Annotated in this window: 22 protein-coding genes; 14 read left to right on the forward strand and 8 right to left on the reverse strand. The window is 34.8% G+C overall.

Features of this window, described 5'->3' with window-relative positions; all coding sequences use genetic code 11:
* Positions 1-4 precede the first annotated feature (4 nt).
* The 3 genes from IPJ53_01050 (at position 5) to IPJ53_01060 (ending at position 3,244) form a co-directional block, all read left to right on the forward strand.
* A complete protein-coding gene (locus IPJ53_01050) occupies positions 5-664 on the forward strand; it encodes a hypothetical protein (protein ID MBK7797676.1) in 660 nt (219 codons plus the stop codon).
* Between the two features lie 344 nt (positions 665-1,008).
* Positions 1,009-2,508 carry a replicative DNA helicase gene (gene dnaB / locus IPJ53_01055; GenBank protein ID MBK7797677.1) on the forward strand — a complete coding sequence of 500 codons (1,500 nt, stop codon included), beginning with the start codon at positions 1,009-1,011 and terminating at the stop codon, positions 2,506-2,508.
* Positions 2,483-3,244 (forward strand): rRNA pseudouridine synthase, encoded by a 762-nt coding sequence (locus IPJ53_01060; GenBank protein ID MBK7797678.1) that lies wholly within the window; start codon positions 2,483-2,485, stop codon positions 3,242-3,244. The genes dnaB and IPJ53_01060 overlap by 26 nt, the downstream gene beginning before the upstream one ends.
* Positions 3,245-3,484: 240 nt before the next feature.
* Here IPJ53_01060 and IPJ53_01065 read toward each other — a convergent pair whose 3' ends face one another.
* Complete coding sequence (locus IPJ53_01065) at positions 3,485-4,543, reverse strand: DUF3078 domain-containing protein (protein ID MBK7797679.1); 1,059 nt, start codon at positions 4,541-4,543, stop codon at positions 3,485-3,487.
* 179 nt (positions 4,544-4,722) lie between these two features.
* On the opposite strand from IPJ53_01065, the gene IPJ53_01070 reads away from it, so the two are divergent.
* The 6 genes from IPJ53_01070 to IPJ53_01095 all read left to right on the forward strand — a co-directional run bounded on the left by IPJ53_01070 (position 4,723) and on the right by IPJ53_01095 (position 11,530).
* On the forward strand, positions 4,723-5,727 hold the full coding sequence (locus tag IPJ53_01070; protein MBK7797680.1) for an IS30 family transposase: 1,005 nt from the start codon (positions 4,723-4,725) through the stop codon (positions 5,725-5,727).
* A gap of 771 nt (positions 5,728-6,498) precedes the next feature.
* Positions 6,499-7,905: a M28 family peptidase gene (locus IPJ53_01075; protein ID MBK7797681.1), complete on the forward strand. Its 1,407-nt coding sequence runs from the start codon at positions 6,499-6,501 to the stop codon at positions 7,903-7,905.
* 29 nt (positions 7,906-7,934) lie between these two features.
* Entirely contained in the window at positions 7,935-9,026 is a 1,092-nt protein-coding gene (gene mutY, locus IPJ53_01080; GenBank protein MBK7797682.1) for an A/G-specific adenine glycosylase, read from the forward strand.
* Positions 9,016-9,459 (forward strand): single-stranded DNA-binding protein, encoded by a 444-nt coding sequence (gene ssb, locus IPJ53_01085; protein MBK7797683.1) that lies wholly within the window; start codon positions 9,016-9,018, stop codon positions 9,457-9,459. The genes mutY and ssb overlap by 11 nt, the downstream gene beginning before the upstream one ends.
* A 29-nt stretch (positions 9,460-9,488) precedes the next feature.
* Positions 9,489-10,895 (forward strand): gliding motility-associated protein GldE, encoded by a 1,407-nt coding sequence (gene gldE, locus IPJ53_01090; GenBank protein ID MBK7797684.1) that lies wholly within the window; start codon positions 9,489-9,491, stop codon positions 10,893-10,895.
* 23 nt (positions 10,896-10,918) lie between these two features.
* On the forward strand, positions 10,919-11,530 hold the full coding sequence (locus tag IPJ53_01095; protein MBK7797685.1) for a hypothetical protein: 612 nt from the start codon (positions 10,919-10,921) through the stop codon (positions 11,528-11,530).
* Positions 11,531-11,724: 194 nt separating this feature from the next.
* Here the strand turns inward: IPJ53_01095 and recA are convergent, their stop codons facing one another.
* A complete protein-coding gene (gene recA, locus IPJ53_01100) occupies positions 11,725-12,768 on the reverse strand; it encodes a recombinase RecA (GenBank protein MBK7797686.1) in 1,044 nt (347 codons plus the stop codon).
* A gap of 121 nt (positions 12,769-12,889) precedes the next feature.
* Between recA and hutH the strand changes: the two genes are divergently transcribed.
* Together hutH and IPJ53_01110 are read left to right on the forward strand one after the other, a co-directional pair.
* Positions 12,890-14,377, forward strand: coding sequence for a histidine ammonia-lyase (gene hutH / locus IPJ53_01105; protein MBK7797687.1), 1,488 nt, complete (start codon positions 12,890-12,892; stop codon positions 14,375-14,377).
* Positions 14,374-15,498 carry an acyloxyacyl hydrolase gene (locus IPJ53_01110; protein MBK7797688.1) on the forward strand — a complete coding sequence of 375 codons (1,125 nt, stop codon included), beginning with the start codon at positions 14,374-14,376 and terminating at the stop codon, positions 15,496-15,498. Before hutH ends, IPJ53_01110 begins: the two co-directional genes overlap by 4 nt.
* Positions 15,499-15,650: 152 nt before the next feature.
* On the opposite strand, the gene IPJ53_01115 is transcribed toward IPJ53_01110, so the two are convergent.
* A complete protein-coding gene (locus IPJ53_01115) occupies positions 15,651-16,382 on the reverse strand; it encodes a DUF547 domain-containing protein (protein MBK7797689.1) in 732 nt (243 codons plus the stop codon).
* 662 nt (positions 16,383-17,044) lie between these two features.
* Here IPJ53_01115 and IPJ53_01120 point away from each other — a divergent pair.
* The 3 genes from IPJ53_01120 to IPJ53_01130 are packed head-to-tail and all read left to right on the forward strand — an operon-like array spanning position 17,045 to position 19,165.
* Positions 17,045-17,377, forward strand: coding sequence for a carboxymuconolactone decarboxylase family protein (locus tag IPJ53_01120; GenBank protein MBK7797690.1), 333 nt, complete (start codon positions 17,045-17,047; stop codon positions 17,375-17,377).
* A 4-nt stretch (positions 17,378-17,381) separates the two neighbouring features.
* A complete protein-coding gene (gene arsS / locus IPJ53_01125; protein ID MBK7797691.1) occupies positions 17,382-18,443 on the forward strand; it encodes an arsenosugar biosynthesis radical SAM protein ArsS in 1,062 nt (353 codons plus the stop codon).
* Positions 18,444-18,472: 29 nt separating this feature from the next.
* On the forward strand, positions 18,473-19,165 hold the full coding sequence (locus tag IPJ53_01130; GenBank protein ID MBK7797692.1) for a TIGR04283 family arsenosugar biosynthesis glycosyltransferase: 693 nt from the start codon (positions 18,473-18,475) through the stop codon (positions 19,163-19,165).
* Here the strand turns inward: IPJ53_01130 and IPJ53_01135 are convergent.
* The 5 genes from IPJ53_01135 to IPJ53_01155 all read right to left on the reverse strand — a co-directional run bounded on the left by IPJ53_01135 (position 19,152) and on the right by IPJ53_01155 (position 24,834).
* Entirely contained in the window at positions 19,152-19,748 is a 597-nt protein-coding gene (locus IPJ53_01135; protein ID MBK7797693.1) for a hypothetical protein, read from the reverse strand. The two genes, IPJ53_01130 and IPJ53_01135, sit on opposite strands and share 14 nt — an antisense overlap.
* Positions 19,749-19,847: 99 nt before the next feature.
* A complete protein-coding gene (metG, locus tag IPJ53_01140) occupies positions 19,848-21,995 on the reverse strand; it encodes a methionine--tRNA ligase (GenBank protein MBK7797694.1) in 2,148 nt (715 codons plus the stop codon).
* Positions 21,996-22,128: 133 nt separating this feature from the next.
* A complete protein-coding gene (locus IPJ53_01145) occupies positions 22,129-23,268 on the reverse strand; it encodes a T9SS type A sorting domain-containing protein (protein ID MBK7797695.1) in 1,140 nt (379 codons plus the stop codon).
* Positions 23,258-23,881 (reverse strand): 16S rRNA (guanine(527)-N(7))-methyltransferase RsmG, encoded by a 624-nt coding sequence (rsmG, locus tag IPJ53_01150; protein MBK7797696.1) that lies wholly within the window; start codon positions 23,879-23,881, stop codon positions 23,258-23,260. Before rsmG ends, IPJ53_01145 begins: the two co-directional genes overlap by 11 nt.
* Complete coding sequence (locus IPJ53_01155; GenBank protein MBK7797697.1) at positions 23,881-24,834, reverse strand: glycosyltransferase; 954 nt, start codon at positions 24,832-24,834, stop codon at positions 23,881-23,883. Before IPJ53_01155 ends, rsmG begins: the two co-directional genes overlap by 1 nt.
* Positions 24,835-24,848: the final 14 nt, after the last annotated feature.

Genomic DNA, 24,848 nt, shown 5'->3' on the forward strand with positions numbered 1-24,848 from the left:
GCATATGAAAAAAATTTTATTTATAACCACTGTATGGTGGGTTTCTGTTGGAATAATTCAAGCTCAGGTGAGTGAAGTAAACCGACAAATGAGTCTAGGGGTACAAAATGGAATTAAAGTTCACATCCCCGAGGCTCCCGCCAAATTGATCGAAAAGGTTTGGAAACGTTACACTAAAGACTATGGTAAACTTTCGAAAAATAAAAAGGCAGATGAACTTTATATCAATGATGCTGTGATTAAAACTGTTTTTAATACCAACCCAATAGACATTTATGCCTTAATAGTGGATTCTGAAATAACTGCATTTTTTGATTTAAAAACGGGTTTTTTAAGTTCTAGTAGTTACCCAAAAGAATTTGAGCAGGCCAGTACCTTTATGTCTGAGTTCGGATTTGAAGTGCAACGTGAATTGGTTCGTCAGGAATTTGAAAAAGAATCTGAGTTGCTTAAAAAAACCAATAAACAACTTGAAAAGTTAAAAAAAGATCATATTTCCTATCACAAAGATATTGATGAGGCCAAGTTAAGAATTAAGAAGGCAGAAGAAAATATCATCAATAACGAGAAGGATCAGGTCAGAACAAAAGCAGAAATTGAAACCCAAAGCAAAATCGTAAATGAGGTACAGAAAAAACTAGATAATATAGGAAAGTCAAGATGATATATATTAATTAAATAAATATACAAAAAATATTTTAACATTAAAAATGTGAAAAGCATCCTTGGCGGATGCTTTTTTTTTATACTTCTGTTTTCCTTATCAATCATCAAAGACAAAAGTGATATTATGAAAAAGCTTAATAATTGCTTGATTATGAAGGCTGCAATCAAAAGATATAATTCATATTAGAATTAATTAGAATTTGTAGCAAAAAACCTATATTTTTGACCAGCTTTTACCAACAAGTTTTCCACAGAAAATAAGGTCTTTTTAACATTACCCTTTTATTATATGTAATGTTTTATTGATGTGATACAGCTTATTTTTGCCACTGATTTTAAAACATGAGCAATTCACTTACCAATCCTAATAAAAGTTTTAGTGCCACTCCGGGTGGAAAGCGCCCGGCAGATTTTTCAAGTCTGGCGTATGAGCGATTGCAACCACAGGCTATAGGACTTGAAGAGGTTGTATTGGGTGCGGTAATGATGGATAAGGATGCCATTTCGACCGCTATGGAAATTCTTCGCCCGGAGTCTTTCTACAGTCCAGTGCACCAGACCATCTACAAGGCAATGTTAAAATTGTTTGAACATTCCCAACCTGTCGATATTCTAACAGTTACTGAAGAACTCAGGAAAATGGAAGAATTGGAATCCATTGGGGGTCTTCCTTACATACTTGAGTTGTCTAACAAAGTAAGTTCTTCAGCTAATACAGAATATTATTCAAGAATTATTGCACAAAAGTATGTCCAAAGAGAACTGATCCGTGTCTGCAGTCTGATTATCAAGGATGCGTTTGATGATACCAAAGATGTTTTGGATATGTTAGATTTGGCAGAACAAAGCTTGTATGAAATCACCGATAAAAATCTTCGAAAAGGATATAAAACGGTAGCTTCCCTGGCAAGAGAAGCAATGAAACGATTGGAGGAACTTTCTCATTCTGCGGAAGGGATTACGGGAATTCCTTCAGGTTTTCCAAATCTTGACAAACTTACCTCAGGTTGGCAAAAATCCAACTTGATTATTGTTGCTGCCAGGCCGGGAATGGGAAAAACTTCCTTTACATTGGCACTGGCAAGAAATGCAGCCATGGATTATAAAAAACCTGTTGCCTTGTTTTCTCTTGAGATGAATAATCTCGAGTTAGTAAATCGACTAATCTCCATGGAAGCAGAGATTGAGGGTAGCAAGATGAGGAACGCAAAGCTTGAAGAATATGAATGGACACAGCTCAATTTTGCGATTGAAAAACTAAGTGAAGCTCCCATCTTTATTGATGATACTCCATCCTTAAATGTCTTTGAACTTCGTGCAAAATGTCGGAGGCTGCATCAGAATCATGGAATCACCATGGTTATTATAGATTATTTGCAATTGATGACTATTGGAGGGTCCGATAAAAGAAGTAGCCGGGAACAAGAAATTTCATCAATTTCGAGGGCTCTGAAAGGTCTTGCAAAAGAACTTAATATTCCGGTAATTGCATTATCGCAGCTAAACAGACAAGTTGAGACAGGCACTGGAAACAAGCGGCCACAACTTTCTCACCTTAGAGAATCTGGTGCGATTGAACAGGATGCTGACATGGTTATGTTTATATATCGTCCGGATTATTATGAATTGGAAGATCCGATGGAGTCAGTTCGTGGGCTCACCGAGCTGATTATTGCCAAACATAGAAATGGAGCTACAGACACAGTTAAAATGGTTTTTAAAGAACAATTTGCTAAGTTTGTACCTTATGATGAAGAGCAAGGTATGTTTGGCTTAGGCTCTGGGCCAAATGTAAGAATCATTCCTTCCAAAATAAATGATGAAGATACCATCCCGTTCTAAACCAATAAAAAAATCACCTGACGAGCCTATGAGGTTGAACAAATATGTCGCACACTGCGGCATTTGTTCCCGTCGTCAGGCAGCAGACCTTGTGAAATCAGGGAAAGTACTCGTCAATGGCAAGGTAGAATCAAATCCCGCTTATGAGGTCAAGCCATCAGACAAAATAAGTTATGATGGCAAAAACATTAAACCTGAAGAAAAGAAAGTATATATCCTAATGAATAAACCAAAGGATACTATCACAACCCTAAAGGATGAAAGAACCCGTAAAACAGTTATAGATTTATTGGAAGGGAAAATTGAAGAGCGGGTTTATCCTGTAGGTAGGTTAGACCGAAATACTACAGGTCTCCTCTTATTAACCAATGATGGAGAACTATCCCAAAAACTATCACACCCTTCTCATAAAGCGAAGAAAATCTATCATGTGGTTTTAGATAAACCGCTTACAAAAAAACACTTTGAACAAATAACACAAGGTTTAATGCTGGAAGATGGTAAAGCCGAAGTGGATGGGATTGATTTCGTTGATGGAAAGAAAGATGAAATAGGAATTGAAATTCACAGTGGAAAGAACCGAATAGTCAGACGAATCTTTGAGCATCTTCAATATGAAGTTACAAAACTCGATCGAGTATACTATGCAGGTCTCACAAAGAAAAATCTTGCAAGAGGAAGATTTCGACACTTGACAACTCAGGAAGTTATTATGCTAAAGCATTTTGTTAAGTAGTCATCAAAGAAAAATTCCCACTACTTAAATCGAAGCTATTTCTAACACAAAATCAGATCTTTACAGAATCATTTAAATTAATCTACCACCTCAGAACTTTAATTTATAAAGTTTAAAATGCAGCAATACAAATCTGTTGATTATTGGTTAGATCTTCCAGTCAAACTTTAAGTTTTGAATCATTCTTAAGTGCGGTTTAAAATCAGAATTTATTGAAAGTCTGTTTAAATAGTTGTTAAACTAAAAGTTTCGATTATAAGTCAACAATAGTTGTTGAATAAAGTTAACCCTTCTGCCGGTAGCACCACTCAATCCACCTATTGCATTTGCATCAGTGATAGAATTCAGCTTGTCATGATCATAAAAAGCATCTGCTTTAAATTGAAGATTAAATCCTTTAAATATCTCAATGCCTATTGTGTTAAACCAATTCACATCAATATTCTGTGGTTTATCCAAATAATTTGAATAGAGAATCAATTCACTGGTATAATTTAACCTTTTAAAAAAAGTGTTAGAATATCCAACCCTCGCCATGGCCCCTAAACCTAACTGACTTCTTTCATATTCATTACTATTGTCTTTCTTTTTAGTGCCATGAACTCCCAGATTAGCAATGTTTTGATCAGCTACATAAATTAATTTCAAGGCCGCAGGGGATAAAAATGCATACCAATTTTTGGACTTCTGATATTTAATACCCGGTGCTAAGGTAATATTCGCTGGGTTAAAGAATTTTGAAACCAAAGTTGTATTGTATATGCCTTCGTTTGTTGGGCTCAAATAAGTTTTCTTTGTGGCACTGTCCACATGGGAAGGAAGAAGTTGCGAAATCAATAAGAAGTCAACAGAATAAGCCCAAGGGGAACCCTCTTTAACCTGATAAGCTAGATTGGAGCCCACTGTAAATATATCCAATGCCTTTTCAAATGGAATTTGCTGATCAGAACCAATTGCAATCACTCCGGCTCCAATCCTTTGGGTACTTAAATTAAAATTAATATCATTCTTCCATTTAAGCAAGTTTCTTTTGTAGACTGCAGAGTAAGCAATTGCTCCTCCAATTCCGATTCTGTTGGATCCTCCTCCAATATATGGATTCACATTAATCAATTGACCTAAATCAAGACCTATCCCAGCTTTTCGAACCCATCCTTCTTTATCTTCAAGTTTCATGGATGCCTCCATTTTAGCTTTGCGTTCTGCTTCCTGAGCTGCCTGATTTTTTTGGGCTTCTGTTTGTGCCTTAAGTCCTACACTCATTGTCATCATTAAAAGCATTAAAAGTCCGTTTTTCATAAATGTTGATTTTTTTGAACCGTGAATCTATTTTAAAATATCTTAAGACAAATTTTGAAAACTGATTACAAAGGTAAGGCTGAGATCAACAAATAAGTGCAATTTTTCAAAAAAAAAGGAAAAAAAGCCTTTAAGGGCTTTTTTCCTTTTGACCAAGTAGTGCAATCTTTGGATTGTCTATGTCAAAAAATTACAACCAGCTCAGCTTAGAGCAAAGATACCAGATTGAGGCTTTATTTGAAGCCGGAATGAAGCAAAAATTGATTGCCGAAAAAATTGATGTCCATCCATCTACGGTGTGTCGAGAATTAAAGAGAAATATTGCCCAAAGAGGTCAAACTGCAGGCACTTACAAAGCTAACAATGCACAGAGAAAGACAATATTGCGACATCAAAACAAACCGAAACGAATAATATTTACGGATAAGATAAAATCAATAGTGGCTAATCAGCTCAAAATAGATAAGTGGAGTCCAGAACTAATAAGTAATGCTGCAAAATTGAACAACATAACTGCGGTAAGCCATGAACGAATTTATCGGTGGATATGGGAATGTAAGCACTCAAATACCAAGGAAAACAGACAATATAAAGACCTATACAAGTATCTTAGACACTGCAAGAGACGACGCAAACGAGGTAACAGGAAAGACAACAGAGGAGTTATTCTAAATCGAACGCCAATAGAAAAACGGCCATCTATTGTATCCAAACGCAAGCGATTGGGTGACTTAGAAGTAGACCTTATGATGGGCAAAAATCATAAAGCCGCATTATTAGTGCTAACAGATAGGGCTAGTTTACATACCCGAATAAAAAAGTTATCTGGTAAGGATAGTATAAATGTTATGAAAGGTATTATATCATGCATAAAGAAAAACAAGTACAAGCCACGGACCTTAACTTTTGATAATGACCTGGCTTTTAGTCGTCATCATGAAATTGCAAAGTTGTTTAATGTGTCTACGTATTTTACTAGGCCCTATACAAGTCAAGACAAGGGAACAGTCGAAAATAGAATAGGAGTAATCAGAAGATACTTTCCAAAGAAAACTAATCTTATATTTGTAACCGATAAACAGGTCCGTTATGTTGAAAAAATGTTAAACAACAGACCTATAAGAAAATTTAATTATTTAACTGCTAATCAAGTGCTACTTGAAAAAATTGCACTTATTAATTGAACTTACAAAGTCAAGTTCTGTTTATAGCCAAAAATTTGAAACCAATTTTAAATTCCTGAACAATAGTTTTGTATCAGCAATTATCAATTGATCTCGGGTTTATAAAATGACCAAATAATTACCTACATACTAATTATATAAATTGGAAAAATGAATTCGTGAATAATATGTTGATTAACTAATGTCAAAAAATAAGAGTGCATAAAATATTTTGTTCAGTGGAAAACTGATAACCTACATCGCCTCAATTTATTTGCAACTCTATAGACATTAATAATTTTGGAAATTAATTCAAATAAATTTCTGCAACATCTTAAGCGAGTTAAATATTACTTTTTCGGATTTAAATTTGTGGTTTTGCTATTGATTAAATTCAGCGCTGGTGATTCCTTTTGCACATATCAATTTTTCCAAATTTTTATATTAGTTTCTAAAAATTCAAAATATATTGGCGGAACAACTAAAATCGATTCGAATTGGTTTCATTTTAAGAAAATAAATAAAATTACTTTCACAAAGAATAAAATAGACCAACAATATTAAATTAGTAAACTCTATGACATTTTGTAATCTGCTGATAATTTCAAGCAAACAACACTGGTATTTTGTTATTGCCTCATTTAAAGGTTCAAAATATAAAAATTGAAGGTGTTTTTATGATTAGGAATGATAACCTCCGGAACATACAACGAAAAATATAATTAGCTTTGCAAACGAAAAGCATCATGAAGGCTCCTCTGGAAAATTATTTTAAATCTTACCCAATCTATTATGAATGTTCTGCAAAAAATAAGCTCTTTGAAAACAGGAATTCTTTTGATTATAATTCTGGGATTTTCCAATCCAACCTGGGCTCAGACCAATGAAGAACATGTCTTTACCATTAAAAAGATTTATGATCTTGCTTTGACTAACCAACTATCCTATAAATGGTTAGGCCACCTATCAGAGAAAATCGGGGGTAGAATTGCAGGTTCACCCCAAAGTCTTGCAGCCATTGAGTTTACACACCAGGTGCTTGACACTTTAGGTACAGATACAGTTTGGAATCAGCAATGCACAGTTAATTATTGGTTTCGGGGTGCCCCTGAAGAAGTGAAGATTATCAATAACAGCCTCATAGGCACCAAAACGCTTAAAGCATTGGCATTGGGTGGATCTGGGGCGAGTCCTGAACTAGGACTGTCCGGGGATCTTATCGAACTTAAGAGTCTTGATGAAGCTAAAAACATGGGAACAAAGCTCAAAGGCAAAATAGTTTATTTTTCAAGACCTTTTGATCCAACCCAATTTCGCACTTTTGGTGCTTATGGAGGAGCCGTTGATCAACGTGTTTTCGGACCAAATACAGTGGCTAAGCTTGGTGCCAAGGCTTGTATCATTAGATCAATGACCGGGCGTTTAGACGATTTTCCACACACAGGGGTGACGATATGGGAAGCAGGAGTAAAGCCAATTCCAGCTGTTGCCATTAGCACTAATGACGCTGAGTTTTTGTCAAAATTAACACAACAGACGCAGGTTCAATTATATATAAAAACATCCTGTGAAGACCGTGGACCAAAAACTTCCTATTCCGTAATAGGCGAAATTAAAGGATCTGAAAAACCTAACGAAATCATCTTAGTAGGAGGACATTTGGATTCGTGGGATGTTGGCGGAGGAGCCCATGATGACGGCGCTGGTTGCGTACATTCCATGGAAGTCTTTCATCTTCTTAAAAACTTAAATTACAAACCCAGAAGAACACTGAGATGTGTATTATTTATGAATGAAGAAAACGGGCTCGCAGGTGGCACTACCTATGCAAAAGTATCCCGGGTCAATAATGAATTTCATTTTGCAGCCATTGAAAGTGATGCCGGTGGGTTTACACCCTTGGGTTTTAGTTATGATGGGGACACGAGTATTCTGAAAAATTATACAGGTTACTTTAGCAATTGGAATGACCTCCTTTCACCCTACGGTATTGAATTTGCTAAAGGCGGTTCGGGGGCAGACATTGGGCCATTAAAAGAACAAAAGGGCATCCTCTTCGGACTCACACCTGATTCTCAAAGGTATTTTGATTTTCATCACACTGAAAACGATAGAATTCAAGGTGTTCATCCCAGAGAACTTGCATTAGGATCTGCGGCTCTAACAAGCTTGGTATATCTATTGGATAGAATTCCTTAGATGGCAGTTTGTAATATTTTATTTCTTCCATGATCACTCCTACAAAGTTTAGAAGGACCCTTTTGGAATGGTCAACTGCAAATCCAAGGTCGATGCCATGGACTGGCGAAAACGATCCCTACAAAATCTGGTTGTCAGAAATAATTCTTCAACAGACAAGAGTAGAACAAGCTGCTCCTTATTATTACAGATTAATTAATGATTTTCCCGACCTGACATCATTAGCGAAAACACCTCTTGAAAATCTTTTAAAAATTTGGGAAGGTTTGGGATATTATAGCCGAGCACGAAATCTTCATAAATCTGCCGAATTTCTTTATTTGGAAAAAAATGGAAATTTTCCCACATCTTATGAGGAGATTCGTGCCCTTAAGGGTGTCGGAGACTATACTGCAGCAGCTATTTCTTCATTCGCTTTCGGCATTCCAAAAGCTGTATTGGATGGTAATGTTATCAGGATTCTGGCAAGAGTTTTTGGGATTGAAATTAATCCTTATGAACCCATCGGGAAAAAGTATTTCCAAAACCTTGCAGACAAGCTGCTTGATGTTAACCAACCAGGTATTTATAATCAAGCTGTGATGAACTTTGGGGCCTTGGTTTGCACACCTCAAAAGCCACTTTGTATTAATTGTCCTCTAAACATTTCTTGTCGCGCATTTAACGAAAACAATGTATCCGAATTACCACTAAAAAAAGTGGCAAGGCCTCTTAAAATTAGATATTTTCACTATTTGGTTTTTTTGGATAAATGCGGGCATACAATTATCAGACAACGGAAGTCAAAAGACATTTGGCATTCATTATATGAATTCCCACTTTTTGAATTCATAAAAGCAAAAAATCTTAAAAAGTCCAATATTTCTAATTTCCTTAAAGAGTCCCTTAAATTTAAGTCAGAAGATTTTGAATGTTCGCGACCCATCAGTCTGGACCACCGCCTGACACATCAGCAACTTCACATTTCTTTCCACATCATTCAACTTTCCATTAAACTAGATCAAAAAAATATTAAAGACTTTAAATTGGTAGATCACAAAAAGTTAAAGAATTTTGCAGTACCCAAGATAATTAGGTTATTTTTAGACCAAAATATTAAATCAGTTAAGCATGCTCAATAAAGTTACCCTTATTGGAAACCTAGGAAAAGACCCGGAAATCAGAACAACTGAAAGCGGCGTTCCAAGGGCCAATTTTACTTTGGCAACCAATGAAAATTATAAAGACCGCAATGGGAATTGGCAAAAAAGTACAGAGTGGCACGATCTGGTAATGTGGCGTGGCCTTGCAGAACGTGCAAAAGTATTGCGAAAAGGAATGTTGGTTTATGTAGAGGGAAAGCTTACTCATCGAAAATGGCAGGACCGCGATGGTAAAGACCATTATTCAGCTGAGGTAACAGTAGATTTACTTAGAATTCTTGAAAAACGAGAACATTCGGGGACACATGGCACTTCGACGACTGGCAATGTTAATAATGATCCTAAAAAAGAAGAAACGCATGGTAATGAAGACTTTAATCCAAATGTCTCAGAGGACGATTTGCCATTTTGATCTATAATTTCTTAACTTAAATACAATTATTGGAAGCTACAGTTCCTTTAACCAATTTGCCTTCTTTAGGATTTTTTCTTTTGGGAGCGGTTAGTCTTCATGACTTGACCAATTTACTTATTTTACTGATACTTATAGCTTTATCCGGCCTCTTCAGTGGCTCAGAGGTAGCTATAATGTCTCTATCTCCTACGGATATTGAACTTTTAGAAGAAGATGAAGACGAATCCTCCAAGGTTCTTCTTTATTTGAGAACACATACTAAAAAATTACTTGCTCTTTTATTGGTCTGTAATACCATCTGCAATATTGGTATTGCTCTTTTATTGGAATCTATACTTGACAAATTTATTCCTAATTCGAGTTATGAGAGGTTTTCCTTTTGGCTTTCAGAACTTTTGGGTTTAACAGTTATTAGCCCAGACAAACTTGCTGGCTTTTTCAATTTCCTGGTAGCTGTAATTGGTGCCACCTTTATCATTCTCCTTTTTGGTGAAATTACTCCTAAAATTTATGGTCAGCTCAATAATTATAAGTTTTCAAAATTGGTTGCCATCCCTTTAAGATTCCTCGGGATCGTTATGACACCATTTACATTTTTATTGGTTGCCATGAGCAGCAAAGTTGAAAGAAAAATTCTAGAAAGAAGAATGGGAACTACTTCTGGATCCAAGGAAGATCTAGATGCAGCTATTGACTTGGCTGTAAGTGAAGAATTGGAAAGTGGCAACCAAGCTTATATGCTGAAGGGCATCATTAAATTTAATGATGTATCCACTAAACAGGTAATGACTTCAAGGACAGATGTATATGGGATAGATTTATCTGAATCCTTTGACCAGGTTGTAAAAATTGTCAAAGAAAATGGATATTCCAGATATCCTGTTTACGTCGATGACATTGATAAAATGACCGGGATATTATATGCTAAGGATTTAATCGGACATTTACATAAATCAAGTGATTTTGAATGGCAAACACTGGTTCGAACAAATTTGCTGTATGTTCCTGAATCTAGAAAAATCCATGAATTGTTAAATGATTTTCAAATTAAAAAACTACATATGGCCATAGTTGTAGATGAATATGGCGGAACATCAGGTATTGTAACCTTAGAGGATATCATGGAAGAAATTGTTGGAGAAATCAAAGACGAATTTGATGACCAACATGAATTGAACTTTACAAGGATTGATGCCAATAACTTTATTTTTGATGGAAAAACGCTCATAAATGATATGTGCAGAGTGATCGGGTTGGACATTTTTCAGTTGGACGAAATCAGAGGTTCAGCTGATTCAATCGCTGGTTTGGTTTTAGAGCAAACGAGCGAAATGCCAAAAAAGGACCAAGAGCTAACCATTCTTCAATATAAATTTAAGGTGCTCTCAGTAACTAAGAAAAGAATTGAAAAAATACAAATTACCATACTTTGAGATTTGATTTCAATAAGCCCTTCATGATGGATTTGAACCCTGCTTACTATCTAGGATTATTACTTTTCGTTTTTGTTACCTGTAAGAATTCAGTTTATAATCCAAAACCGCGAATGTATCCAAAAATTGATTTCCCAGTAAAATCATATGCCAGAGTAACCAACGGCACTTGCCCCTTTTCATTTGAGGCTCCATTATATAGTAATTTGGTAAGGGACAGCACTTTTTTTAATGAAAAAATTGAAAATGATTGTTGGTTTAACTTAGTCTTTCCTGAATTGAATGGTAGTTTATATTTTTCTTATTTTGGATTAAAAAATTCGAAAGACCTTGAAAAACATATAAAAGATGCTTACAAATTAGTCAGGGAACATCATGTCAAGGCTGATTTTATTGATGAATTTCCAATATCTAAACCTAATAAGGTCTTTGGAATGCTCTATGCAATTGAAGGGCCCAGCGCATCTCCTTTTCAATTTTACCTTACTGATTCAAGTCAACATTTTTTGAGAGGTTCTTTGTACTTTAACAGTCGGACAAAACCGGATTCACTTGCCCCAATATTAAATTTTGTACGTATCGATCTATCCCATTTAATCAACACTCTTGAGTGGACAGATAAAACAAAAAAATAGCGAGATCATAACAATCCCGCTATCAGATATATAAATAGGATAAGAAATAGATACCATCAGATTAAAAACCATAAGGCATCTAATAAATTCAAGAGTTCTTAAGAATCAGAAAACAATTAACATCAATTGCTCTCTCTGACAAAAATAATACGCTTTTAGATAAATTATTAATTTTTTGTCATTTTTTTTATTTGCTACTCTTCAGCAGACCCCACTTCCACTTTAACCATTTTTCCGCTGGCTAATTTTTGGCGAATCTTTTCTTCTATTTCCTTAGCAAGTTCCGGATTGTCAAGCATAAATTGCTTTGCTGCATCTCTGCCCTGGGCAACTTTCGTATTCTCATAAGCATACCAGCTACCACTTTTTGTCAACACATTCAGATCTGCTCCCAAATCTACTATTTCTCCTGCCTTACTGATGCCTACTCCGTATTCAATATCAAATTCCGCGACTCTGAAAGGTGGAGCTAGTTTATTCTTTACCACTTTAACCTTTACCCGATTTCCGGTGACTGTGCCTTCCTTATCTTTAATGGCATTACCACTTCTTCTGATATCCAATCGCATGGAAGCATAAAATTTTAAAGCATTACCTCCTGTAGTGGTTTCAGGATTACCAAACATAACCCCGATTTTCTCTCTCAACTGATTGATAAATATGCAACAACAACCAGTTTTTCCAATAGTACCCGTAAGTTTTCTCAAGGCTTGGGACATTAATCGAGCTTGTAATCCCATTTTTGAATCCCCCATTTCTCCTTCAATTTCACTTCTGGGTACCAGTGCAGCAACAGAATCGATTACTATAATGTCTATTGCCCCGGATCTGATCAGATTCTCAGCAATTTCTAATGCCTGCTCACCATTATCAGGTTGAGAAATTAATAAATCTTCCGTATTAACCCCCAGCGCTTCTGCATAACTTCTGTCAAAGGCATGCTCAGCATCAATAAAAGCAGCGATTCCTCCCTTTTTTTGACATTCTGCAATGGCATGAATCGCAAGTGTTGTTTTCCCTGAACTTTCAGGACCATAGATCTCTATTACCCTTCCCCTTGGAAATCCACCAACTCCCAGACACATGTCTAAGCTAATTGAACCTGTAGAAATACTGTCAACCTCATCTAAAACTGGCTTATCTCCCAACTTCATGATGGATCCTTTTCCATATGTTTTCTCTAATCTGTCTACTGTTAATTGTAGGGCTTTTAATTTTTCTTCGCGTTCTTTTGACATATATTAGTTATTTTAATAAGTGCAAAAGTAATATGAAAAAGCATTATCCATTAAAAAAGATTAATTTAAGTCCGTTTCGATTATTCTCAATTAAAAGTTTCCGTATCTGTATTTTTGTGCCATGAATGCAAATATTGTTATTGAGAACAGGGATCTAAGCCTGGAAGACATTATAAGTATTTGGAAAAGTAAAAAACCCATTAACCTAGCTGATGTTCTCTGGCAAAATGTCAGTGAAAGTCGCGCTGTATTAGAAAAATTATTAAGCACTGGGGGGCATTCAATATACGGAATAAATACAGGTTTTGGGTCCTTGTGCAATACTGTAATACCTGAATTTGAACTTGATCAGCTTCAATATAATTTGGTTAGATCTCACGCATGTGGTACAGGAAATTATATCTCCAAAGAAAGCTCTAGGCTGGTCCTTTTGTTGAAAATTATTTCACTCTCAAAAGGAAATTCATGTATTAGGTCGGAAACCTTACAATTCCTGATCAAACTTTATAATGAAGACATCATTCCCGCAATACCGGAAATGGGATCTCTCGGTGCTTCCGGTGATCTTGCCCCATTAGCCCATTTAAGTCTTCCAATTCTTGGAGAAGGGTCGGTGTGGAAAAATAATTCTATCATTTCAACGACAGATTTTGTAAAAAATGGATTTCTAGAAACTCCAGGTTTAAAAGCAAAAGAAGGCTTGGCATTACTGAATGGTACTCAATATTCACTTGCACTAATGATCGATGCATGTAATCAAAGCATTGAACTCATCAAACAAGCGAATTATGTAGCTTCCCTTTCAATGGAAGCATATGACGTAAGTTTGGATTTTCTCAATCCCGAAATTCATGAATTAAGAAAACAAACAGGGCAAATTCAAATTGCAAAAAACTTGCTAAATATTCTCTCGGGTACCTTTTTAGATAAAAGGGCTAAAAATGCTGTACAAGATCCTTATAGTTTTAGGTGTATTCCTCAAGTACATGGTGCAACTTTAGATACCATAAATTTTGTAATTGACATTATTCAAAAAGAAATTAATGCTGTAACTGACAATCCGGTTTTGCTTTCAGATAGTACTATAAAATCTGGTGGAAATTTCCACGCTCAGCCTCTTGCCTTGTGTGCAGATTTTCTATCTATTGCAATGGCAGAGATTGGCAGTATTTCAGAAAGAAGGCTTTACAAACTCATTGATGGCAATCGAGAATTACCTGAATTTCTAACCGAAAATCCAGGTCTTAATTCTGGATTTATGATCGTGCAATATTCTGCCGCAGCACTCGTAAGTATCAATAAGCAATATGCAACTCCTTCATCTGTAGATTCAATTGTCACAAGTAAAGGACAAGAGGATCATGTAAGCATGGCTGCAAATGCTGGAATTAAGTGTCTCAAAATTATTTCGCATATCAGACAAATTCTTACGATGGAATGGATGACAGCCACTCGCGCGTGGAATTTTAGAAATAAATGGGAACTTGGACCTGAACTTAAACAAATTGTGGAAGAATATCGAACAATAATTCCATATAAAAAAGATGATCATATTCCCTCAGATGATTATAAGCCTACGTTAGATTTCTTAAGCAATAAAATTAAATGAAATTAACTCAGGTTATACTTTTTTCCTTAGTAGGTATAATATTTTGTTTTGGCCAACAAAAAAATCCAATCGGATATCAGATTGGTTTCCAAACTTCAAAATTAGTTGCACACAATAGTAGATTCGCATTCGTACCAAAGGGTATTGGGCTTTTTATTGATGGCAGTATTTATTTTCAAACAACAGGAAGAAAAAATTGGGAAAAGATATACCACTTTCCAAGATATGGTCTGCAATTTAAATACTTGCACCTGGGTCAACCAAAAGAATTATTAGGTGAAGCAATAAGCTTTTATCCATTCTTTGATTTTCCGTTTGGCCAAAAGCAAAAGTCCAGTTTTAGTTTTTTAATTGGCTGTGGATTAGCTTATGTCAGCAAACCTTATGATATTAAGCTAAATCCATTTCAAAATGCCATAGGATCATATTGGAATAATTTGACAACACTGCAAATTAGATGGAATTTTCTCCACAATAAAATTAATGGCTTCTATACAGTACTGGCAATCCACCACATCTCAAACGGAGCTTATAAATATCCCAATCTTGGATTAAACTATTTTAGTATTGGAGCTGGTTTTAACAATCTTCCCCAAATTAGAAAAAGCAATGATTTGTTGGACACCTTACCCCATACAAGATGGTCCTTCTCCGTAATTAGTGGTGGAGCAATTAAAGAGGCTAAAATCCCGGGTGGCCCAAAATACCCCATTCAAATGCTAGGAGTAGATGTAGGTTATGAATATAAGCCGTTTAAATCTATTCGATTTGGAGCAGAATATGAACACCATAAGTTGTCATCCTATTTTGCTTCACATACAGAAATTAAACCGAGTATCAGTTCTGCTTGGGTAGAAGGTTTACGACTACAAATTTATGGATCTCATGAATGGCTGGTAGGTCCGGCCTCCATTGAATTTAGAATGGGTTATCAAATATTAAATAGTACTTTGCTTGGAGGTTATCCTGTATTCAATAAACTTATATTCCAATACCAAATAAAACTACCTAAGGCGTCTCCATTTTTTTTAACAACTGGGGTTGCTCTAAAAACGCATTATGGAGTTGCAGAATACATTGCTCTTCTTGCAGGTATCCGTTGGCAAAAAACTTATCATTGATCCTTTAAAAAAATTCTTATTCCTAATACCGTTGAATCAAGAGGATGTAATTTCACGAAAATAACAAATGTCAACAGGAAGTCCTATACTGGTAAAAGCCCTTTAAATACTTAATAATTTCACTCATCATATTCTTACCTTATTAGGTCTCGCTATTCATTTAAATTCCAATCATATTCGAGATATGAAATTTTTGCTTTGTCAGAAAATGCAACAGGCGAATATTTCTTAAGGAAAGCTCTAACTCCTCCAACTTCCTTAAAATCAGATCTGTACCATTTGAAAATCATAGAAATCTTTAATTTGTCTATTCCTACATCATTCCGGAAGGAGTCAGAAAGAAATTTTCTGCATTGCAAATCTAATTGCGCATCTAATTGATCTTCCGAAAAAGCTTCGTTCAGCAATATTGGGCAGGACCTTGAGGCACATACTAAAGCCATATGTATGCGGGGATCACTAAAATGTTTCCTCAGCTTTGTATGCTCTATGTTATTCAAGTCAAGTTTTTCATGATTAATAGTAATAAATTTTATATCCCAACTTGAATTTACAAATGGAAATTTACCACCAATTTCTTTAATACTTTTAACAGGGTAATTTTGAATTACCAACTTAATCGTGTATGCATTATAAGCATTAATCCAATAGGCCAAAGTGCGTTTTGAGGACCATGTCTGTATTGGTCCATTTTCCGACAAATAATTAAGATACTTATTAAGTTCAAAACTATCTTTTATGAATCCCTTATAATCCACATGACCGTTATTGGATACATGTTTTCTCAGTAGCTCTGTCCAGATTTGATGGTCAGCTTGACTAAAGGAGTAAGTTTGAACTAAAGTCAAAAAGATAATTAAAAAATACTTATTCATTCTATTCATAATCAAAATATAACTACATAATAAACTTAAATAATAACATACCAGTACATTTTACCTTTAAACATAAAATGGACAGTTAATAAGAGATAAAATGTCTTAACATCATCCACATTCCTCCAATAAATTTACTCCAACATAAAACAAATATTACAAGATTTGTTCAAAAGATCTTCAATTATATCAAATTTAATTTGCCTTGTTCTTTTGAATAAAGCTATGTAATAAGTAAGCTTATTAATCCGAAAGATCCAGACATAAATCTCATCACATAAATCAAATTTATTAATTCATTCCCTTTTGAAATGTTTAATAATTTCATGCATTTTACGTTCTGATTTACAGTTTAAAATATTGAAATATAAGATTCATATACTATTCTTAAGACATATTAGAAGCATGAATTTCTGTGGCAATATTTTAAAATTAACACCTAGACTAAATTTACCTCCCAATCTGAATTGAAAATATAAGGTATACAAAAGTGAATATATTACTAAGGAAGGGATATATGAAAAATATACTTTAGTCGTTACCTTCTATTCAAAACGCTTTTGACTAAAATAATTTCGAAATCCATACTATATATTGTTAAAATAATCCTAGAATTCAACTAAGATAATATCTTTGCCATACTTAAACATAAATCTTAAAAATCATTTTAAATGAAAACTTATTATAATCCGGAGGATCTTAAAAAATTTGGTCAAATAAGTGAATTTGAACCCAAGCTTGCAAAAATGTTTTTTGACTATTATGGGGAAGTTTTTAAAGAAGGTGCACTTACAAGTAGAGAAAAGAGTCTGATTGCTCTTGCGGTTGCACACGCAATACAATGTCCTTATTGTATTGATGCCTATAGTGTAGATACCTTAGAAAAAGGTTGTGATGAAGCTCAAATTATGGAAGCCGTACATGTTGCAGCTGCCATCCGTGGAGGGGCTTCACTTGTACATGGTGTGCAAATGATGAATAAGGTAAAGGAAATATCCATGTAGTATTATGCAGAGTCAAACTAAATCCTTACAAGGACGCAAAAGTCAATTGGCCGATGTTTTCCACCAGCTAGAAGTTATTTCTCATATTCCGGATACTGAATTTAGTCATAAATTATTTTCGAATAAGTTGAAAGAAAGTGGTCTTTTTCCACTAAAGCCTAAACAATTGGAAATATTCCAGATAAATGTTGGCAAAATGTGTAATCAGGTATGTAAACATTGTCATGTGGATGCCGGACCTGACCGTAAAGAGATTATGACTAAAGAAACAATGCATTTGTGTTTGGAAGCAATTAAAAATTCAAATGCACTTACAATAGACTTGACGGGTGGAGCTCCTGAAATGAATCCCAACTTTAAATGGTTTGTAGAGGAAATAAATAAATTAAATGTTCAAAAAATTATAGTTCGTTCAAATCTGACTATAATAGTTTCGAATAAAAAGTACAATGACTTACCATCGTTTTTTAAATCAAACAATATTGAAGTTGTTTCTTCTCTCCCATATTTCAATGCAATCAGAACAGATGCACAAAGAGGGGATGGAGTCTTTCAAAAATCCATAGATGCTTTACATCTGCTAAATGCTGTGGGTTATGGAATTCAAGACTCAGGATTAATACTAAATTTAGTATACAATCCAAGTGGTGCATTTCTACCACCTGAACAATCAACTCTTGAAACAGAATACAAAAAGAAATTAAAATCACTTTATAACATTTGTTTCAATGAACTTTACACTATCACAAATCTTCCAATCAGTAGATTTTTAGAATATCTCCTTGAAAGTGGAAATTATGATAATTACATGGAAAAATTAATTTCTGCATACAATCCTTTGGCTGCCTCAAATGTAATGTGTAGAAATACAATCAGTGTTGGATGGAATGGATACTTGTACGATTGTGATTTTAACCAAATGCTGGAATTAAAGGTATCAAGTAAAAACAAACACCTGAAAGAATTTAATGTGAATGAACTTTCCCAAAGAGATATTGTAATTAATCAACATTGTTTTGGGTGTACGGCAGGATCAGGTTCAAGTTGTGGAGGTGCTACCATATAGCTATATAAAAAGTTCAGTCAACCGGTTAAATGCTCCTAAGTATCATTATACCAACTCTTAATGAAGAAAAGTATCTTGGAAATCTTTTGCAGTTTCTAAGAAAACAAACAGATCCACTAAATACGGAAATAATTGTCATCGACGGTGGGAGCTCAGATCATACTATACAGATTGCACATAAATATGAAGTTGAGATTTTAAATACTCCGGTTTCTTGTAGAGCGGTCCAAATGAATATGGGAGGTAAAAATGCTAAGGGTAAAATTTTATACTTTGTACATGCAGATGTTTTACCACCCGAAAGATTTTCCCAAGACATAATTACTGCTTTTGCTGCAGGTAAGAAAATTGGTATGTATCGTCAGAAATTTGATGGCGGACCGATTATTTTAAAAGTAAACTCATACTTTACGAGATTTAATTGGCTTTGGTGTAGGGGAGGAGACCAAACATTATTCGTATGTAAAAAGCTTTTTGATTCCCTTAAAGGTTTTGATGAATCATTTGTTATTATGGAGGAATATGATTTTATTAGAAGAGCAATCAAAAAAGAAAAATTACATATTTTTGACAAATACACAACAGTATCCACTAGAAAATACAATACGAATAGCTATTTAAAAGTCCTCCTTGCCAATCGAAAGGCGTTTTCCTTATATCTATCAGGTTCTGATCCCAAGGTTATTAAAAAGACATATCTATCAATGCTTAATCCTTATTGATAATTACTTTTTCAGCTATGAACATCGAATTGGTACTAAGCTTAAGTAACTTTCTGTTTGGAAATATTTTAGAAAATATTAAATCAAATTGTACATTTAAATCTACATTCTGTAGGCTTTCTGCAAGTCGATTATAAATAAGAATTCCATTTGCTGATAAATTTTTGTCCAACAATTTTAGAAAATCAATTGTTGAAAATTGAGCTGGAATTTTTGCATCACTAAAAATATCCATACAAATTAAATCAAATTTATCGTTTGATTTTAAAAGATAATCGTATCCATCATCTTGAAAAATATTGATTTGACTTTTAATTTTTTCTTGTGTGAATTCTTTATAAAGTTCAATCACAACTGAATCCAATTCCACACAGGTAAAATTAAGCCGTAGTTTAAATTGATTCTCTAAAATATATGGAATGCTTCCCAACCCAAGACCCAAAACCAAAACACGATCTGTTACTCTGTGAGCAATGTTAACAAAGTTAAAAGCTTCTACAAAATTTAAATATTTATCCTCATAAGAATAAATTGCATGTCCTGTTACCAATTTTAGTCTCCCTGATGAAAGATATACCTTCATTTCAGGATTTAGGACAGATCCCTTTTCTTTGATAAGAACATCCTGAAAAAAACTAAGAACTTTTAAATAGAATGGAATTTTCAAAATTAAACAATACAGCTATTTAACAGAAAAACCAACCGGCCAGGCATCTTGTGGTGATACAAAAGAAAGCTTACCATTTTCAGAGTCTGCCATCAGTATCATTCCTTTTGATTCAACGCCCCTAATGGTCCTGGGAGCTAGATTTGCAAGTAGTAAAACTTCCTTGCCGATAATTTCCTCTGGTTTAAAATACTCTGCAATACCGCTCACTACAATCCTTTTTTCATAACCAAGATCCAGGCTAAGCTTGAGTAATTTGTCTGCTTTGGGAACCCTTTCAGCTTCTAATATTCTTGCTGTTCTGATGTCCATTTTCATGAACTCATCGTAAGTTATTTCCTGCTTTTGCGGCAAATAATTGACTGTCGCCGAATCATCTTTTATTTCAACAAAAGCCGTATTTTGCAACTTTGCTATTTGTTTTTCTATCGTTTCGTCGTCAATTTTTGAAAACAAATAATCTGGCTTTTCCAACTGGTGGCCAATAGGTAAAATCAATTGCCCTTCAGCTAACTCATCAAGAAGATTTAATAATTCACCATTACCTTTAACCTCCGGGAGGTTTAATAATTTTCTTAACTTGTCAGATGCAAAAGGTAAGAACGGTTGCATCACAATGCTAATGGCACAAACATACTGCAAGGTTAGGTTCATAACCACTTCTACCACCTCAGGTTCTGATTTGAAAATTTTCCATGGTTCATTGTTTTGAAGCAACTGATTGCCGGCAGTTGAAATTTCCATTAGCGTTTTTAATGCACCTCTGAAATCATATTGCCTGAGAAATTGATTAAGCTCCTGAATTTGGTCGAATAGATAAAGACATTCAGAATCATGGTAGCCACCCAACTCATCACTTATCACTCCATTTACAAAACAGTCTGGGTCAAAATCAGGGACAATGCCATTGTAATATTTTTGGGTCAAAACAAGCACCCTATGAACAAAATTGGAAAGATTGTTCACCAATTCATTATTATATGCCTCCTGAAAGCCTTTCCAGGTAAACTCACTGTCTTTTTGCTCAGGCATATTTTTAATTAGATAATACCTGAGAGCATCCTGATGACCGGGCATTTCTTCAAGATACTCATGCACCCAAATTGCCCAGTTTCTAGAGGTAGAAATTTTCTTACCTTCAAGATTCATAAATTGATTTGCCGGGACATTTGTAGGAAGTACAAACCCGCCATGGACTTTGAGTAATGCCGGGAATATTATACAATGAAAAACGATGTTGTCCTTTCCAATAAAATGGATTAATTCAGTTTCTGCATCCTGCCAGTAAATTTTCCAATCTTTATTAACTTCCTTGGCCCACTTTTTTGTAGCTGAAATGTACCCTATAGGAGCATCCATCCAAACATATAACTTTTTACCGGCACTGTCCGGAATTTCCTGCGGCACATCCACTCCCCAATCTAAATCTCTGGTCATCGCTCTTGCTTGTAAACCATTGTCCAACCAAGACTTGCATTGTCCAACGACATGCTTTTTCCAAGTGTCCGGGTCGTGGTGTTCAGATCCATCAATCAACCCTTTTTCAATATAATCTTTCAGCCAAGATTCATGCTTTTCAAGGGGTAGATACCAGTGTTTTGTTTTTTTAAGGATTGGATTTTCACCACTCAATACAGATCTTGGCGAAATTAACTCAGTAGGACTGAGAGATGTGCCACAATTTTCACATTGGTCCCCATAAGCGGAATCGTTACCGCATTTTGGACAGGTCCCAGTAATATACCTGTCTGCTAAGAACTGATTATGTACGGTATCAAAATATTGTTCAGTCTCTCTTTCTTCAAATTGACCGCTTTTATATAAAGTACGGAAAAAATCCTGAGAAGTCTCATGATGCAAAGAATCCGAAGTACGTGCGTAATAGTCAAATGAAATACCAATGCCTTCAAAAGTTTTTATAAAAAGATGATGGTACTTATCAATAATTTCTTGAGGAGACTTTTGTTCTTTAAGGGCCCTCATCGTAATTGCTGCACCATGTTCGTCTGATCCACAGATAAAAAGAACATCTTTATCCATTAACCTCATAAATCGTACAAAAACATCCGCTGATAGATAAGCTCCGGATAAATGACCAATATGAAGTGGTCCGTTAGCATATGGCAGTGCCGCTGTGATGAGGTGCCTTTTGTAGACTAGCATTTTCGGGCCATTTTTCAAAAATAATGCGAAGATAATACTATAGCCTCAAGAGTACATTCTAATATTTAGATTTTATTAATATAATTTTTTACAATATATACAAGTCTTTAAATCATTTTATTTTGTACTTGGATTACAACTTTACAAATTTTTGTATAAACCTTCTTTTGGGAGTCTCTGCTGCTATAAAATAAATTCCAGGTCTTAAGAAAGATACATTTATCATTTGGTCTTCACCAATTGTAGGAAATACCATGCTATTTGTCATGGGATCCCAAATACTAATTCTAAGTTTACCTTCGAAATCAATTTTGAGAAAATCCCTGGATGGATTGGGGGAAATAAAACTTCCAATATCTCCTGCCTTAAATATTTGTAACAATGGGTTTATAAACCCTTGGTACAATTTTCCCCCATTTCTCAATAATGAATAGTATTCATCAGTCAACCAAATTTCTTGTTCTGAAACAAAAAATATAGCTTCCTTTTGTGTCAACCCCGTAAAATTTATGGTTTTTGACTTTGTAGAAAAAAAATTTGCGCCTAATAAAGGATTAAATAACCAAAATTTGTCATACGATAGTAAAATCAAACTTTTTTGATTTGGACTAACAGCTGCTCCAGTGACCCAATATTGCTGCATAATACCCTTCCCTGCTTGAAAACTATCTATTAAAGATGTGGTATAATCTCCCGGTTTGTCTGGGATTCTATGGTGATAACAATAACCTGAAAATGGATTGGTCCTGTTTTTACTGAATAAATGAAGATTACCTTCAAACCATATGAAAGCCTCCATATCAAAATTACGATACGCTGCATCAGGTGGAAATTCAGTTTGATTGGCATATCTAAATGAAATCACTGATGCCTCAACAGTATCATTCTTGTTTTCTTGAAGGTGATTGAGGATGTAAATTTTGAGATCTCTTCGCTCATTGTTGTTATTGCCAAAGTCCCCTAAAAATAAATTGCCTTCAAAATCTCCTGTTATCTCCTCCCAATCGACATTGGTTACATTCCTCACCAACACTTTTCTCAAAATGTTACACAAAGTATCAATTTCATACAACACCGGATCATTTCCTCCATCATTATGTGTCCAAAAAGTATTTCCTGAATTCAGGCTAAATAATCCTGAACTCTCTTGCAGCTCTGCAGGTAAGGTACAGATCTCTTTTAAATTGAGAACTTGAGAAACCGCAACCAGGGGATCAAAAAGTAATATTAAAGTGAAAATATTGAACAATGACTTGCCGTTATTATTGCACATAAACCATGCATTTTTCTTTAAAATATGGCTCAGGAAAATCTGCATAAATGTCCCACTTCTCGTAATAAAAACCTCGAGGAACTGATTTGAGTTCTTCCCGTAAATCGCCACCTTTATAAGCAATCAATCCATTTGGAATAGCGTTAATCTGATTTTTCTCAAATAAGTGACCCGTCCAGCTTAACAATTCAGGAAGTCTAGAAACTGCCCTTGTTACAATAAAATGGTATTTTCCCTTATGTTCTTCAGCTCTTACTTGCTTTGCTGTAGCGTTTTTAATTTGTAAACGGTCAATAACATCACTGACTACTTTAATTTTTTTTGCGGTGCCATCAATTAAAGTAAACTGTACTTCAGGATAAAAAATGGCTAATGGAATCCCTGGAAATCCGCCTCCACAACCTAAATCTAAAACTCTGGTGTCAGGCTTAAAACTGATTCTTGAAACCAAGGTGAGACTGTGTAATACATGATGTAAGTAGAATTCGTCAATATCTTTACGCGATATAATATTAACCTTTGAATTCCATTCCTGATACAATGGAAGTAAATCCTTGAACATTTGCTTTTGTTCATTGGTTAAATTCTGAAAGTATTTTAAAAGTATTTCCATTACCAGGTTTTCTTACGTACGAAAAGTAAAGGTAGTTGCAAACATATAAAAAGCACATAAACCAATTCCAAAATTGGAAACAAAAGAGACAATCCTGTTTCCTTAAATTTTCTACTCAAAGTAAAAAAAATTGGCCAAATAATGATAAGTCGAATAGTATAGGCAATCCATGCATATAATGGCATTTGAAGAAATAATAACATAATAAAGACACCATAAAATCCAATTAAACTCATAAAATTGATGAATAAATAGACCTGAGACCCTATTGAATAGCCGGTAGATGTTGAATAATGTCTCCACCTTTGCATAAAATATTCCTTCCATGACTGTTTTGGAGTAGAATAAACAAATGAATTTGGATTAAGACATATACTCGTATTTTTTTTGGTAGCCATGCCATTCACCAATAGATCATCGTCTCCCGATAAATAGGACATTTTTAAAGCTTCAGCACTTACCAAGGAACGTCTGTATAATATATTTCTACCTACTCCTGCATACGGAAAGCCCAAATGAGCTGCACTCAAGATTTGTGCCCCGTTCAAGCATGTTTCAAATCGAATTAACCTGTTCAACAAAGATGGTTCTTTGAGGTAGGGGGTGTAAGCCAATACAATATCCTGTTCATTTCCTAGTCCGTTCACCATTTCTGATATCCAAAATTCTGATTGAGGTGTACAATCAGCATCTGTCAATAGCAGAATATTATGTTTTGCAAATTTTGTGGCCTCAAGAATTGCATTTTTCTTACCGTAAACACCGGTATTTAATTCCAGAATTGTAAGCCTGGGTTCATTAATGTATCGGCTTTTAAGATACTCCACCCCCCTATCTGAAGAATGATCATCCACAATGAGTACTTCGAATTTCTCATATTTTTGATCAATTATTGAGGGTAAATTGGATTTAAGGTTATCATATTCATTTTTTATACAAATGAGAACTGTCACCGGAGGAAAACTGT

The sequence above is a fragment of the Candidatus Vicinibacter affinis genome (genome assembly GCA_016714365.1).
Taxonomy (GTDB): Bacteria; Bacteroidota; Bacteroidia; order Chitinophagales; family Saprospiraceae; genus Vicinibacter; species Vicinibacter affinis.

Excerpts from the sequence above, each read along its gene's own strand:
- mutY (MBK7797682.1), top strand. The coding sequence starts at position 7,935 with ATGATCACTCCTACAAAGTTTAGAAGGACCCTTTTGGAATGGTCAACT.
- IPJ53_01115 (MBK7797689.1), bottom strand. The coding sequence starts at position 16,382 with ATGAATAGAATGAATAAGTATTTTTTAATTATCTTTTTGACTTTAGTT.
- IPJ53_01060 (MBK7797678.1), top strand. The coding sequence starts at position 2,483 with ATGATGAAGATACCATCCCGTTCTAAACCAATAAAAAAATCACCTGAC.
- IPJ53_01135 (MBK7797693.1), bottom strand. The coding sequence starts at position 19,748 with ATGAAGGTATATCTTTCATCAGGGAGACTAAAATTGGTAACAGGACAT.
- IPJ53_01095 (MBK7797685.1), top strand. The coding sequence starts at position 10,919 with ATGATGGATTTGAACCCTGCTTACTATCTAGGATTATTACTTTTCGTT.
- dnaB (MBK7797677.1), top strand. The coding sequence starts at position 1,009 with ATGAGCAATTCACTTACCAATCCTAATAAAAGTTTTAGTGCCACTCCG.
- rsmG (MBK7797696.1), bottom strand. The coding sequence starts at position 23,881 with ATGGAAATACTTTTAAAATACTTTCAGAATTTAACCAATGAACAAAAG.
- ssb (MBK7797683.1), top strand. The coding sequence starts at position 9,016 with ATGCTCAATAAAGTTACCCTTATTGGAAACCTAGGAAAAGACCCGGAA.
- IPJ53_01110 (MBK7797688.1), top strand. The coding sequence starts at position 14,374 with ATGAAATTAACTCAGGTTATACTTTTTTCCTTAGTAGGTATAATATTT.
- IPJ53_01075 (MBK7797681.1), top strand. The coding sequence starts at position 6,499 with ATGAATGTTCTGCAAAAAATAAGCTCTTTGAAAACAGGAATTCTTTTG.
- IPJ53_01070 (MBK7797680.1), top strand. The coding sequence starts at position 4,723 with ATGTCAAAAAATTACAACCAGCTCAGCTTAGAGCAAAGATACCAGATT.
- IPJ53_01130 (MBK7797692.1), top strand. The coding sequence starts at position 18,473 with ATGCTCCTAAGTATCATTATACCAACTCTTAATGAAGAAAAGTATCTT.
- recA (MBK7797686.1), bottom strand. The coding sequence starts at position 12,768 with ATGTCAAAAGAACGCGAAGAAAAATTAAAAGCCCTACAATTAACAGTA.
- IPJ53_01050 (MBK7797676.1), top strand. The coding sequence starts at position 5 with ATGAAAAAAATTTTATTTATAACCACTGTATGGTGGGTTTCTGTTGGA.
- IPJ53_01145 (MBK7797695.1), bottom strand. The coding sequence starts at position 23,268 with ATGTGCAATAATAACGGCAAGTCATTGTTCAATATTTTCACTTTAATA.
- IPJ53_01065 (MBK7797679.1), bottom strand. The coding sequence starts at position 4,543 with ATGAAAAACGGACTTTTAATGCTTTTAATGATGACAATGAGTGTAGGA.
- arsS (MBK7797691.1), top strand. The coding sequence starts at position 17,382 with ATGCAGAGTCAAACTAAATCCTTACAAGGACGCAAAAGTCAATTGGCC.
- metG (MBK7797694.1), bottom strand. The coding sequence starts at position 21,995 with ATGCTAGTCTACAAAAGGCACCTCATCACAGCGGCACTGCCATATGCT.
- IPJ53_01120 (MBK7797690.1), top strand. The coding sequence starts at position 17,045 with ATGAAAACTTATTATAATCCGGAGGATCTTAAAAAATTTGGTCAAATA.
- hutH (MBK7797687.1), top strand. The coding sequence starts at position 12,890 with ATGAATGCAAATATTGTTATTGAGAACAGGGATCTAAGCCTGGAAGAC.